This window comes from Prosthecobacter dejongeii (assembly GCF_014203045.1).
Taxonomy (GTDB): Bacteria; Verrucomicrobiota; Verrucomicrobiia; order Verrucomicrobiales; family Verrucomicrobiaceae; genus Prosthecobacter; species Prosthecobacter dejongeii.
In genome coordinates this window covers 22,599-35,519 of the sequence record NZ_JACHIF010000015.1, presented here as the reverse complement: position 1 = coordinate 35,519, position 12,921 = coordinate 22,599, and the positions used below count along the sequence as shown (strand labels likewise).

The window sequence follows — 12,921 nt, the reverse complement described above, 5'->3', positions numbered from 1 at the left end:
GATGTCCCCCGCCCTGCTACTGCTTGCCTTCCGTATCCGCTTCCATTCTGCCGAGATGTTTCGGCTCTACCCTCAAACATTCCACCCTCCACAAAAGCGACTCTTCTCCTTGAAGAATCAAACACCGTTCTTTTTCTGACTACCATAATCCCCTCCATCAAAACAAGGTTTTTTGCTTGCTGAAAAAACCTTGTATCAACCGAATGGCCCCCGCCGGTGGCGCTTGGCTGAGGTCAACCCGCAGGGCTTGAGGAGGAGTTCACCGAGGGTCCAAAGGAGGGTGCCCTTTGGGACAGCCTTTGGAGGCGGTGAAAGCTCCTTGACGGCAAGCCAATGACCAGAAGAGGCGTGATCCAGTTTCCGATTTGGGGCGTTGCGGGGTGTCCCCGCTAGAAGGGGTAGCTGTGCACGACGTAACAGCGAGGGGAAGGCTTTCCCCCCTTGTTGACTCAGTTTGACCAACTTGGTAAACCGCAGTGAGTCATGTAGGAGGCAAGATGCTCACTGAGGATGTGAACGAAAAAAGAGGAATTGCTGACCACTTTGAGACCGTGGTTAAACCGTGGAGGGAAAGAAAAATCAGATTCCTTTGCAACCCAGCTGCACACAAAATTTGGAAGTCACAAGAAGTGATGGCCTCCCTCAAGCAAGAGGCAGGTGAAGCGCTAGCCCTTGAGCGCAGCATTATTTCAGGCCTTAATGTCGTTCTGTTTCTGTCAGCACTGGCAGCTATTTTCGAATTGCCTCGTCTGTTTGGATGGTGGGCTTTGGTCCTGATTCCACTGATGATCTCCCTGTTTAAATTCATACAGGGATTGAGCGTTTTTTTCCCCGCGAGCTTGATGGGGGCAGCCTCGGTATGGCTCATTTTTGCGGGAATCAATGTCTGGGAACACAAGTTTTCGATCCACTCTGAATGGTTCCACCTTTTCCTGGCAATCGCAGTCTGGTCCGCTGTTGCGGTTCAATCATGCACAAGTTGGTTCTTGCGCAGTTTAGCCCTCCGAAACTGGAAGGCCTATCAGTTGCTCATCAAGACAGACATGATGAAAGCAGAGAGCCGCTAGTTTTCATCAGCTTGTGCTTCCAGCTCCTTCAAGAGCTTCAAAGCATGGCTGTAAATGACGGCTTTTCTGAAAACAGACCCTTCCCGATTGGCAAAAGGAGAATCTGCGGTGGCATCGTTTTCAAGCTTCTGCCGCTCCTGGGGGGTGAGGCTTGCCAGATAGGCTTCAACCTTGCGATTCTCGGCGGCTTCCTTGGCTTTCTGGTCTGCTTCCCGCGCCTCGTCTTCGAGCTTCTTTTTGCGGCGCTGCTCTTCTCGTTTTCGCAATGTTTCGGCTCTTTCGTGAGCCTCATGCTCAAGCTGAGCGCGGCTCTTGAAGCCTTTGGGCGGGCCATAGTTTTCCGCGATGGCTTTTGAAAGCCATCCGCCACGGTTCACGGGTGCTGTGTCCCCGCCCTTGGCGAGCAAGAACTCCAGGGCTTCGAGCTGAATCTCTATTCGGTCATTGTCGAACTCAGACACAAGACGACGGGCTTGGGATTTGCTCACGCCGTGCCCAATGAGTCTCCCCTCAAGAACGCTTACGTCCTCAACCTTCATTTCCAGAACTGGCTGAGCCTGTGCCTCGATTGGGGCATCAAAATAGCGCTCAAAGTGGATCTGCCAGACTCCTGCAGAGTCTTTCGTGAACCGGTTTTTCTCCGACATCACCGTGATGAATTTTAGCGCCTCCAGTTCCTTGATACCAGGCATCAAACGACGCTTGATCTGCGCCACGTCCACCGAGGCCCTGCCCGTGTAGCTGATTTTGGTCGGGCGCGTGAGCCCTATTTTTTCACAGGCAAACGCTTCCAGCGCAAAGCTCAGACGGGGACGAAAATGAAAGCGCTTGTCCAAGAATCGGAACATTCTCTTGGCGATGCCGCTCTCAAGGGAGCGGTAGAAGTGGAAATCCAAAGTCTTGAGATTGCCCTCTTTGAAGTTCCTGAAAATCAGATCGTTCCACTTGATGACCGATGAACCTTCCTGAGCCATCACCCCTTCCCTGCCTGGCTTGTAGAACTCGGCAAACTCGATGAAGTGAAAACTGGCATCGACCCACTGCCCTGTTTTTTTGTCTCTCCAGGCGTTCTCGTAGTAGAGCGTAACGCCTAGCCAGCGATCAATCGCCTCGCGAATACGCTTGTAATTGTAGGTCGAAACGGTCCAGCCAAGAATCCGAATGAGCTGGTATGGGGTGAACGTAACGGAAGGCGACTCGAATTTTTGAAGGCGGCTCATCTGGAGCAAGCCAAGCAAAACCTCGTCATCTGCCGTTGTCGGCAGTCCGTGTTCATCACTGGCTGTGATGGTGAGCCGTCGGTGAATCATCTCCCCACTGGCCTTGTCAAAGGTCCGGTCCTCGAATCTGAGGGTCTTAACGCTAGGATCTGATCTGCTTCCAATGGCTGAAATGGGAAATTCCGCCAGATTCAGTTCATCGCGGCCGTCTTGATACTCGGAGGGAAGATCGGGAAACAAGTCCTCTGGGACTGCTTTCGCCTTTTTGATTTTTGACAAATCTTCCTCCACAAAAAAAGCACCATCACTGGAGCGTGTTGTTGGTTATTTAGTTATAGATCAACATGTTTAGAGAGTTAGCCGCGCTGAACCCTTGGAAAATCAACGGTTTAAGCGTCGCTTTTCTGTCTCAAGCAACACTATATTCTGTTTCGATTAACAATAGCAAGCCCTTTTCTTCTGTCTCAAACAACAGTGTTTTCTGTCTCGAATGACACTAGCAATGGGTGCCTTTTCTGTGTCAAACAACAACACCCGTTTTTCGAGGGCTACCCTGCCTTGTTTTCTGTGTCGAGTATCGGTGATTGCATCATACCTTGCGAGCCCCATCTTCTTCAAGGCCCCAAAGTGATCCATAATGTGGATTCATGATGTCAGATGAAGCAGAAAACCGTGCGTTTTCGGCGGGTTTTCTGCGTGAATTGACATCATCGGCGCTTGGTTGGTGCCGGACTGAGTATTGACCAGGTGGCAGGCGATACTTGGTCGCTCAAGGGCATACAAATTGCATTTCCCCCACGCTAGATGACGTTGTTTGAAGCAGAAAATTGCGAAGTCAAAAGGCTCCCTGCCCACGCAGAACCAGAGGGTCGCACAGCTTTCATAAATTAAGAACATCATAATTTAAGGCAATCTTAATTTAAGAGAAACTTAACTTCTTAAATTGAGACCTGGACATGACGATCGTTGATCCCCTTTAGCGTTTTATGATGTTCACAAATTAAGATTGTCGTAAAATCCTAATTTATGACAGTAGCAAATTAAGACAATCCGAAATTATGAAAATACAGGGTTGCGCAAATGATGATCATCCGCTTAAATTAAGGAAGTCCTAATTTAGGGACAACTTAACTTCTTAATTTAAGGTTATCATAAATTATGATTATCACATTTTGCGGGCAAAAGGGCGGAACCGGCAAAACCACGCTCAGCTTTCTTGTGGCCGAAACTTTGAGCCGAGTCGGCAAAAAGGTTGCGGTGCGCGATGACGATCCGCAGGCCAGCATCTCACAAATTGTGACTGAGTTGCGCGATGCGGGCCGGACAGAGATTGAGATCTGGGACAGGAACAGGGCAGGGGAGTATGACTTTGTAATCGTTGACACGTTGCCTCGGTTGTCGAGCAACGTCCTGATTGAGGCAGTGAAGGAGGCTGATATTCTGATTCTTCCTCTGAAGCCTTCGATGGTGGACATTCGCGCAACGCTGCCGGCCGTTGAGATGGTCAAAGAGAACACTCGCCCTGGTGGCAAGGCCTTCGTTCTTTGGAACATGGTCAAGCCAGGCACGCGAATCAGTCGCGAGCTTCAAGGGTTGGAAGGAATGCTGGGAATGCAGGTTTTAAAGAACTCCATTCCTGAGCGCATCGGGTTCACTTACGCCACGCTTCAAGGCTACGAGGCAATCACTGGCGAAGACAGGGAATTGCTGCAACGCCTGGTTTTGGAGTTTGTGGCTTGATCTTAATTTAAGATCATCATAAATTATGATTATGGGTAAAAATGATTTTTCAAGTCTCCTCAATGCGCAGCTAAAAAAGGCGACCGGAACAACCGCGCCCAAGCCTGAAGACAACCCGGCAAAAGCTGCGGCTCCTGCACCTGTGGTGAAAGCCCCGGTGGAACAGGTGGAAGAACCGGCTCTAGCTCCGGCCAAAACGGCGGAGAAGGAAAAACCGGCCGCACTGACGCGGCCAAAGGCTGGCAAGCCAGTAACGGGGAAGGGGACTCAAGGCCGTAACACCAACCGAGTCACCGTGAATCTGTTTGAAGCCGACAGCCGTGCTCTGGCCGTCATCCGTGAGCTGCTCGGAAGTGTGGGGCATGATTTCACCAGTCGCAGTGATTCAATGAAGATCGGGCTACGCCTTGCAGCAAAAGCAAAGCCGGAGGAACTAGCCAAGCTGTTTGAACAGGTGAAGGCCGAAGACCGCAGATACAGTGGCCAAAAGTGAGCCGCGTATCCTTTCAAAGCAGCGTCCGAACACTAGCTCGGAGGCTTGCAAAATTGGTATGGTTAGAAACCCACTTGGATTTGAAAAGGCAGAATGAATTTTAAAATAAATGAATCGGCGACAAAGCTTCGAGGCGGTTACTACACGCCTGAGGATGTTGCTAGATACTTGGCAAAATGGGTGCTTGGCATCAAGCCGAGGACTATCCTTGAACCCAGTTGCGGTGATGGAGCTTTCATCCGCGCATTGAAAGGCCAGCATCGTTTCCGTTTGTCTTTCACCGGCGTGGAGCTGCTGAATGAAGAAGCGCGGAAAAGTCGAAAGGCCTGCAAGGAGAACGATTTGATCGATGGCGAAATCGTTGCTGGAGATTTCTTGGATTGGGGGCTGAAATCAATTGAAGAGGGGACTCAGTTCAGCGCGATTCTGGGCAATCCCCCATACATTCGTTATCAGTATTTGGCCCCTCAAGACCAAATCTTGTCCGAGGAACTGTTTGTAAAGTTTTGCCTCGCTTTTACGAAGCACACAAACGCATGGGTTCCGTTCGTGATCGCAAGTGTGGCAATGCTTGAAGCTGGTGGCCGTCTGGGAATGGTCGTGCCGGCCGAAATTCTGCATGTGCTTCACGCAACTTCTCTTCGCAAATTCTTGCTAACCCAGTGCAGCAAAATCGTCATCGTTGACCCCAACGAACTTCTTTTTGATGAAGCACTACAGGGAACAGTTCTGCTGATGGTTGAGAAGAAAAAGAAGCCCGCCTCAGCGAGTCAAGGAGTGGCAGTTCTCACTGGATCAAAAGAGGATCTTCTCTGCGAGGAGCCGGAAGAGCTTTTCAACAACGCTAAACCCGTCTCTGGGGACATGCTCAATGGAAAATGGATGAAAGTGTTGCTGACGCCGAGGGAACTCGAAGTCTTTGAATCCGCAAAACACAAGAAAGGTGTGCGGTTGTTTCGCGATGTGGCCAGTGTGGACGTTGGGATCGTTACAGGAGCTAATAAGTTCTTCCTGGTAAATGATGAGACAGTCAAAGAATACGGCCTCAAGCGCTACGCAAAGCCCATGTTTGGCCGTAGTGGACACTGCCCTGGCGTGATCTATGATCGCGAGGGCCACACGAATAAAAATGAAGGAGGCACGGCTTCAAATTTTGTGATGATTGGGAACGTCCCGATGGAAGAACTTCCCGAAAAAGTCCAAGATTACATTAAGTTTGGCGAAGAACAAAACCTGCACAAACGCTACAAGTGCCGGATCAGGTCCCCTTGGTATTCCGTGCCTTCTGTTTATTCAACAGAGGTGGCCATGCTGAAGAGAGCCCACAATTATCCAAGGTTGATTCTCAACAGTGCTCGGGCCTACACAACAGACACAGCATACAGAATCAAAACGGTAGATCCTTCCATCCAACCCGAGTCTTTGGTATATGGATTTGTTAACAGCTTAACTGCCTTGACTGGTGAGCTTGAGGGGAGGCACTACGGCGGTGGAGTGCTTGAAATGGTTCCGTCAGAAATTGAAAAAATGCTGGTCCCAATAGTGAACATTTCTGAGAGTGACCTGAGGCGCCTGGACCTACTAGTCAGAAGCAACGAGGCTGCTGACGATGTGCTTCGAGCGCAAGATAAAATCGTTCTCAAAGCAGCGGGCTTTACAAAAGAAGAGGCCGCGATTTTACATGAGGCATGGAGGCGTATCCGTTCACGGAGATTGAGAGAGGTTCATCAAGAGAAAGGAGACTCAATCAGCGATGAGTGAAATTGAAGATCTAGTTGCTCATTTCGAGAGGGAGAGACAGCGCATTTGCGCTTCAAACAGCACATTCACTGAGACAGAAGCGCGTGTCGAGTTCATCGATCCCTTGTTCGAGATGCTGGGATGGGACATGCGTAATCAACGCGGACTTCCGAACAGTCTCAAAGATGTTGTGCGTGAAGAATCCCAAGTGAATGAGTCAAGCTGGAAACGGCCCGACTACACGTTCCGAATCGGCTCAGCGCGCAAGTTCTTCTTGGAAGCGAAAAAACCCGCCGTCGATATAAGAACTCATCGAGACAGCGCATTTCAAACGAGAAGCTATGGCTGGACAGCAGGGATGGCGATTTCGATTCTGACAAACTTCCGAACAATCAGAATCTACGATACTACGACCGAACCAAATTCAGTTGATGACGTTAACGTCGGCTTGCTGATGGAGGTAGATTTTCAAGACATACCTGCCAAATTTCATGAGCTGCTTGGAATCTTTGGCCGTGAAGCCGTCGCCAGTGGTTCTATCGAATCAAGGTTTGGTGTAGCAGGAGAAGGGCAGATCCCTATCAATGTTGTTTTCCTGGAGAAGTTCAACGGATGGAGGCTACGGATAGCTGGGGATCTCCATCGTCGTTATCCTGCTCTTTCCATTGATGAGTTGAGCGACATCGCGCAAAAGGTGATCAATCGGCTCATCATCATTCGCATGTGTGAGGATCGGGGAATTGAGGGCAGGGAGAGGCTGAGAAATATTGCATTAAGGAAAGACATCGTAGAGCTGAGAAGGCTGTTTCAACAGCTCGATGACCGCTACAATACAGGCCTGTTTGATTGTGGAAACGATCCACTTCAGACCGTTTATGCCATCGACGCTCAAGTGTTCCTCGACATTGTGGAGGAGCTTTATTTTCCTCAAGCTCCATACAGTTTTAGCGTTCTTGATGCTGATTTCCTCGGCCAAGTTTATGAGCTGTTCTTGGTCAAGCGCCTGGTAATTCATGACGGAACTGATGTCGTTACTTTACAAGACAAGCCTCAATATGAAGGAAGGGAAGTCGTTACAACTCCCCAGGTGATTGTAGATGAGCTTGTCAGAAGAACGGTGAGCGGTCGTCTCAACGCACTCAGGGAGCAGGGGACGTTGAACTGGGAGTCATTGACGCAATTAAGAGTTCTCGATATTGCTGTTGGTTCGGGGCGGTTCTTACTGAGGTGCTTGGACGAATTGGTCGATGCAGCGATAGAGCATTTCCAACACACGGGCGATGCGAGCAAGATTTCACGTCGGGCGGAAAATGATTATCGTCTTGTTTTTGAAGCAAAAAGACAGCTGTTGGAAAGCTGCCTTTTTGGGATCGACATCGACTACAACGCCGTTGAGGTGGCCCGGTTCAGTCTGGTTGTGAAGCTACTTGAAGATGAGCAACAAGACACCTTGCCTACTGGTAGAAAAATCCTTCCGAACCTCGACAGCAATGTTGTGTGGGGAAATACTGTTTTAGAGACAGGAGAGCTGCCATCAACCCCTCAGCTCATTCAAACAAGCAGGCCGTTGGACTGGAGCCGCAGTGGAATTCCTTTGGAATTTGATCTCGTTGTTGGCAATCCGCCATACATGAAAACAGAGGAAATGAAGACCAAACACCGAGAGGAGTTTGACTTCTACAAGGCGCGATACAAGACTCCGTTCAAGCAGTTCGACAAATACTTCGTTTTTCTGGAGAAGGGGATCGAACGTCTAAAAGAGTCGGGCTGTGTCGGGATGGTTGTATCCAACAAATGGCTGAATATAGAAGCTGGTGCGAAGCTCAGAGAGTTGCTGGCTGAGAGACGCCTGGTCAGTGAAATCGTCGATTTCGGCAATGAGTTGGTATTCGCAGGTAAATCAACGTATGTGTGCCTTCTCGTTCTGAACAAGCAGCCAAGAGAGAGCTTCAGGTATCGTCATGTTCATAGTTTTGGAGAGTGGATGGTTGAGCCTTCTGCCAAGGGAATCACGTTGGGCCTGGATGCCTTGGAACGCTATGGCAAGAGGCCTTGGGTTTTGCCCGCCGATGATGATGAAGCGAAGGTCCTTGGGACTCTTTGGCATGATGGCTTGGTCTTGTCCGATGTCGCAGACGTGATCAATGGTTTTCAGACAAGCGCGGAAGACGTGTTTGCAATCAAGAACTGGAGTTTGCACGGCACGCGTGTCCGATTTGAAAAAGCCGGTCGCATTTGGGAAGTTGAGGAGCAGATCACGCGGCCATATTTGATGGATTCAGGAGGAGTCTCTTCCTTTGCGTCCGTGGTAGGTGATGGTCGCGTCATATTTCCGTATGAATTGGGAGGGCGAGGCGAAGCTGTCTTGATTCCTCCAGCAAGAATGGCTTCGGACTTTCCGCTGGCTTGGGAGTATTTGAATGCCCATTCCGTAAGGCTGAGCCGAAGAGATGTTTCGCCGCCCCCAGCTCCAGGGGAATTTTATCGGTTTGGCAGACATCAAGCGCTGAACACCGCCTTTGCTGATGGAAAGATCATCTATTCAGTCAATCAACTTGGAGACAAGTATGGTTGGGATTCGGCAGGCGTAGGCTTCGCATCTGGCGGCACTGCTGGAGAGGTAGCAATTACGAATCCGCGAATGGGTTACAGCCTGGAGTTTCTCCTGGCGCTTTTGAACCATCGGACAAGCGAGTTCTTTTTGAGAAAGCGCGGAAGTCCTTTCAGGGGCGGCTACTATAGCAGGGGATCAGCCGTCGTGAGTGATCTTCCTGTCCCAAGGTTGGATTTCGAGAATGCCGCTACTGTGAGCCTTCACAATGAAGTTGTTCGACTCACTCGTGAATTGATCTCTCTTCGGGATCGCAGTGGCTCGGCAGTAGGAAGAGCTCGCGAGGAAGCAGGCCGCGAAGAAGCTCGTCTTCGACGTGAACTGAAACAGCAGTTCGATCAGCTTTGGAATTTTGATGGCGCCGATGGCAGAATCAGCCTTCCTGGAGAGTGAAGGGCTCTTCTACTGTCAAAAACGAATTCGCTCGATTTCCTCTAACGTGATGTTGTCAGCCGTGCGGTCGTAAAGTTTGGTTGTCCGTGGTGACTCGTGAGCCGCGATGCGGGCCGCTGTTTCCAGTTCGCCTCCATTCTCTAAGTAAACTGTAATCCCCGTTGCTCTGAAGCTGTGATTGCAGATGCGACCGAGAAGCCCGACTTGCTTGGCACGGCGTTGGACAATACGAAAGGCATCAATCCGCGTGAGTGCCTTTTCTGTGAGCTGGGCAGTTCTTCCTCGGGTCGAGCGAAACAGGGGAGTCTTGGGTTGGTCTTTGATCTTGGCTGCTTCGAGGTAGGCCTCGAGATATTCCTCGGCCTTGTGATGGCAGGGGACTTCATGAAATTTGCCCCCTTTCTCGTGAAGCCTCAGCCATGAGCGTTTGCCTTGGGGGTAGTAGTCTTGCACTCGCATTCCAACAACGGCAGAAACGCGGGCAAAGCTGTAAAGCATCGTAGCAATGAGGGCTCGGTCGCGAAGCCCGACAACAGTCTCGGTGGTGATGGACTCCAGGAGTTTGCGCGCTTCCTCGGCGGTGAGAACAGGTGTTTTCCCTTTCTTCACTACATGCTTTGGACCGCGCACAGAAGCGGCAGGATTTGTCGGCACGATCTGACCAGTGACCATCCAGTCAAAGAGCATTTTGATGGCCGCCAGGTGTTGTTTCACAGAAGGGTCTGCAAGGCCTGCGGTGAAGCCTTCGATATAGGTGGCCACATGGATTGGCCGAATGTCTTCAAGGGAAAGATGGCGCTCATCAGCCCAGGCCATGAAGCGAGAAATCGCCCTGAAATAGGCCATCCGCGTGTTTTTGTTGCGGATGGTGGCGGTGAAGAATTCGAGGAATCTCTCCTGTGCAGCCGTTCCGGCACGGATGATCAAAGGAGGCCATTTGCCCTCCTTCAACGTCAATGCTCCGCCAGCGGCAGAACGTTTGCGAATGGTAGGCAGGTTTGTTTTGCCCTCACTCATTTCAACTTTCCTCCACACGCTCAAAAATGGTCGCGTCGCCATCTTTGCCCAGGTCAATGCGGATGGCTCCTGAATGGTTGACTCGACGGGGCTCGGGCTGAGTGCTGTCGATCACGGTGAAACTGGCCCACAAGGTTGTCTCACTTGCACCAGTGCGGAAGGCTTGTCCTTCCAGATCTACGATTGCCAGCTGGTTCAACCTGTAGAAAAAGGTGATGTAATCCAGGGCCTCAAGGAGGAGCTGATTTTCGGCGGAGCGCACGTTTTCCGCGTTCAGTTCAGCAAGCCAGCGGCGGAGCATTTCGTTCCACTCGGGAGCTGCTTCTGACCATTCTTCGCGGTTCCATGGGTCAAAGCGCAGCCCATCGGTAGCCAGAAGCCATTGCCACCTGGTCTCGGTTAAGAACGGCTGTTCTTTGGCGCAGACAATCATTCCTGCGGCCGTCTCTGGATTGTTGATGCCGCACTCGTATTTGAGCCCGTCGCACCAGTCGTGCTGGTAAGCCTCGCGCATGACGGCGCGGCCAAGGGTAGCCAGGTCTGGGTGTAGCCCAGCATCCAGAGCTTCTTGTTGCCAGAGGTCCCATGGAAATGAGCCAGGCGCGCAAGCGAGCACACGGTCATCAAAATCAGTTCTGGTGGATGGCGTCATGATGTGGGTCCTCCTGGAGGTGTTTTTAGACCATAGCACACCCCCTTTCTTTATGCAACATAAAGGACGTTATGTTGCATAAAAAGAGCAAGCTGGCGGCTTGGCCAGTGAAGTGGGGTCTTGGACGAGAGAGGTTGTCTCCAGAGTTGGATCAGCGCCTTAGCTGACGGTGTATCGCTGCGCGTCGAGCCAGGTCGTGAGTTCAGGATGGTGTGAACGTAAATAGCTGTGCCACTGACTCCACGAAAAGAACTTTCCGAGGTGCTGGACGAAAGCCAGGTCCGTCGTGTGGCCATCAAGCGTGATGGTAGCTTTCCGGCCCTGGGTGCGACTGATGTATTCTGTCCGCTGAACTGGCGTGTGGCTATGGCCCAAGGCCTTCACGGCGTAGTCAAAACTGTTCGCCGCCGCTACACCGATGAAAACGCAATGGCTCGGTCTCAGAATACGAACGATGTCCGAGAACACCTGCCAGCCTTGCACAAAGTCGTCCCAAGTGGGCCGCTCGGGTTGTCCCTCGCGATTGTAGTGCATGAGCCTCTGAACAAAGTTGTAGAAGCCCGTATCCGACCACACTCGCTCTCGGTCGATGGAGGAAGTGCCAAAGAGTAATTTGGGGAGCGTGTCCAAAGTGCGGTTTGGCCAGTCCTGATGCACCAAGCACTCGGAAACGACATCGCGAGTGTAAGGCTTGTAGTCGATGTGATCCTTAAGGACCTTGGCGAGCAGTTCAGGGGAACTGGGCTTGGCGTAGTGAGACTCGCCCACTACAAGTAAGCGTTGGCCAGGCGGGCGGCTACCGTAACGGGAGCCAACCCAAGGAAGCCAAGTCATGCCGCTGACGTGTCCGAAAGCAGCATCAAACTCAGTGCCGGAAGCAAGATAATCTACAGTTTGCTCCATTGGTGTGGGAATCCTTGTGGGCATCCGTGTCCTGAAGGAGCGTTCTCAGTGGCCACCACAGTGCCGCATTTCCGGCACTGGTGGTTCTTGGTGCCAACTGCACCCAATTTATGCCATTTGTGAGGGAAACCCTTCGGGCATCCGTGGCCGCTCGGGGATGAAGTGCCCTGAATGAGCGTTCCGCACTTCTCGCATTGATAATGGTCTGTCTTCATTGGCTTAGCCGTGGCCCATCGGGTTTAGTTGCACTGATTCGATAGGTAAAAAGTCGTGGTTGTTTTGTCAATGCCTCGATGCAGCCCCTTCTTTCAACCGTCGTTTTCTGTCTCATTTCGCATCATGGGCCGTGAGAGAGAATCAGTTCAAGGATCTTGGCCACGGCATCGAGGAGCGCTGCCAGAGCACCTGCAGCAGTTCCGAAAACCGCGATACGTTTCCACCAGGTGGACGGTGTGGCATGCGGCCGTCGAGTCGCTTTGGATTGTGGCTGCTTCCTGCGTGAGTGCTATTTCTTGCTCATGCAGTGCGCGCCGTGTCAACTCAGCGGTAAAAATTGGGGTGCGGCCACCGCCCACTTCCCGTCAGTAATCTTCGGGCAACAGCACGGTTGTTGCTGAACGGTCCGCCTCGGTGATGATCCAAAACTTCACGCCCTTGCGGTCGCGATAAACGGAGAACAAACGTCCTGCCCCGTGCTTCAGGGCAAAGCAGTTTGCCTCCCAGTCTTCAGGGTGATCAATATCGCCCCAATCGCCGGTGATGTGCCGGCCCAGAGCAATCTGGATGTCCTCGCCATTGAGTGATTCCAGCGCGTTAGTAGTGGCTACCAACTGGCCCAGTGTAAATTTCCCTTTGTTCATTTTTCCTCCTGTGAAAAAGTGGTTTCGCTTGTTAAACCCTTAACTACAGGTCTCACCCCAGCCGGAGCTTGGAAGACGACAGTCAACCCGTCAGGGCTTGGGAGGAGTTCGGGGAGGGTTCAAAGGAGGGTGCCCTTTAGGGACAGCCTTTGGAGGCCCCGAAAGCTCCTTGACGGTCGCCGTAAGCGTGAGGCAATTCCAAAAGTGAGTTACTGAATCGCTCTG

The 12,921-nt window shown here is 51.5% G+C and carries 10 protein-coding genes; 5 read left to right on the top strand and 5 right to left on the bottom strand.

Going from position 1 to position 12,921, the window contains the following annotated elements:
• Positions 1-497: 497 nt before the first annotated feature.
• Complete coding sequence (locus tag HNQ64_RS23590) at positions 498-1,067, top strand: hypothetical protein (RefSeq protein WP_184213305.1); 570 nt, start codon at positions 498-500, stop codon at positions 1,065-1,067.
• Here the strand turns inward: HNQ64_RS23590 and HNQ64_RS23585 are convergent.
• The gene (locus HNQ64_RS23585; protein WP_184213302.1) at positions 1,064-2,578 is read right to left on the bottom strand and encodes a replication initiator protein A; all 1,515 of its coding nucleotides are present in this window, start codon (positions 2,576-2,578) and stop codon (positions 1,064-1,066) included. The two genes, HNQ64_RS23590 and HNQ64_RS23585, sit on opposite strands and share 4 nt — an antisense overlap.
• 867 nt (positions 2,579-3,445) lie before the next feature.
• Here HNQ64_RS23585 and HNQ64_RS23580 point away from each other — a divergent pair.
• From HNQ64_RS23580 to HNQ64_RS23565, 4 genes are all read left to right on the top strand, one after another.
• Positions 3,446-4,027, top strand: a complete 582-nt coding sequence (locus tag HNQ64_RS23580) for a ParA family protein (protein ID WP_184213300.1) — start codon at positions 3,446-3,448, stop codon at positions 4,025-4,027.
• Positions 4,028-4,052: 25 nt separating this feature from the next.
• The gene (locus tag HNQ64_RS23575; RefSeq protein WP_184213297.1) at positions 4,053-4,520 is read left to right on the top strand and encodes a hypothetical protein; all 468 of its coding nucleotides are present in this window, start codon (positions 4,053-4,055) and stop codon (positions 4,518-4,520) included.
• 93 nt (positions 4,521-4,613) lie between these two features.
• On the top strand, positions 4,614-6,281 hold the full coding sequence (locus HNQ64_RS23570; protein WP_184213295.1) for an HsdM family class I SAM-dependent methyltransferase: 1,668 nt from the start codon (positions 4,614-4,616) through the stop codon (positions 6,279-6,281).
• Positions 6,274-9,264: an Eco57I restriction-modification methylase domain-containing protein gene (locus tag HNQ64_RS23565; RefSeq protein ID WP_184213294.1), complete on the top strand. Its 2,991-nt coding sequence runs from the start codon at positions 6,274-6,276 to the stop codon at positions 9,262-9,264. Before HNQ64_RS23570 ends, HNQ64_RS23565 begins: the two co-directional genes overlap by 8 nt.
• A gap of 15 nt (positions 9,265-9,279) precedes the next feature.
• Here HNQ64_RS23565 and HNQ64_RS23560 read toward each other — a convergent pair whose 3' ends face one another.
• The 4 genes from HNQ64_RS23560 to HNQ64_RS23545 form a co-directional block, all read right to left on the bottom strand.
• The gene (locus HNQ64_RS23560; RefSeq protein WP_184213292.1) at positions 9,280-10,281 is read right to left on the bottom strand and encodes a tyrosine-type recombinase/integrase; all 1,002 of its coding nucleotides are present in this window, start codon (positions 10,279-10,281) and stop codon (positions 9,280-9,282) included.
• Position 10,282: 1 nt separating this feature from the next.
• A complete protein-coding gene (locus tag HNQ64_RS23555) occupies positions 10,283-10,795 on the bottom strand; it encodes a hypothetical protein (RefSeq protein ID WP_184213290.1) in 513 nt (170 codons plus the stop codon).
• 297 nt (positions 10,796-11,092) lie between these two features.
• Positions 11,093-11,767 (bottom strand): hypothetical protein, encoded by a 675-nt coding sequence (locus HNQ64_RS23550; protein WP_184213288.1) that lies wholly within the window; start codon positions 11,765-11,767, stop codon positions 11,093-11,095.
• A gap of 650 nt (positions 11,768-12,417) precedes the next feature.
• Entirely contained in the window at positions 12,418-12,696 is a 279-nt protein-coding gene (locus HNQ64_RS23545; RefSeq protein WP_184213286.1) for a hypothetical protein, read from the bottom strand.
• Positions 12,697-12,921: the final 225 nt, after the last annotated feature.

What these genes read in the sequence shown, in the direction of transcription:
- HNQ64_RS23550 (WP_184213288.1), bottom strand. Translation starts at nt 11,767, where the DNA reads ATGACTTGGCTTCCTTGGGTTGGCTCCCGTTACGGTAGCCGCCCGCCT.
- HNQ64_RS23590 (WP_184213305.1), top strand. Translation starts at nt 498, where the DNA reads ATGCTCACTGAGGATGTGAACGAAAAAAGAGGAATTGCTGACCACTTT.
- HNQ64_RS23560 (WP_184213292.1), bottom strand. Translation starts at nt 10,281, where the DNA reads ATGAGTGAGGGCAAAACAAACCTGCCTACCATTCGCAAACGTTCTGCC.
- HNQ64_RS23580 (WP_184213300.1), top strand. Translation starts at nt 3,446, where the DNA reads ATGATTATCACATTTTGCGGGCAAAAGGGCGGAACCGGCAAAACCACG.
- HNQ64_RS23565 (WP_184213294.1), top strand. Translation starts at nt 6,274, where the DNA reads ATGAGTGAAATTGAAGATCTAGTTGCTCATTTCGAGAGGGAGAGACAG.
- HNQ64_RS23575 (WP_184213297.1), top strand. Translation starts at nt 4,053, where the DNA reads ATGATTATGGGTAAAAATGATTTTTCAAGTCTCCTCAATGCGCAGCTA.
- HNQ64_RS23545 (WP_184213286.1), bottom strand. Translation starts at nt 12,696, where the DNA reads ATGAACAAAGGGAAATTTACACTGGGCCAGTTGGTAGCCACTACTAAC.
- HNQ64_RS23555 (WP_184213290.1), bottom strand. Translation starts at nt 10,795, where the DNA reads ATGCGCGAGGCTTACCAGCACGACTGGTGCGACGGGCTCAAATACGAG.
- HNQ64_RS23570 (WP_184213295.1), top strand. Translation starts at nt 4,614, where the DNA reads ATGAATTTTAAAATAAATGAATCGGCGACAAAGCTTCGAGGCGGTTAC.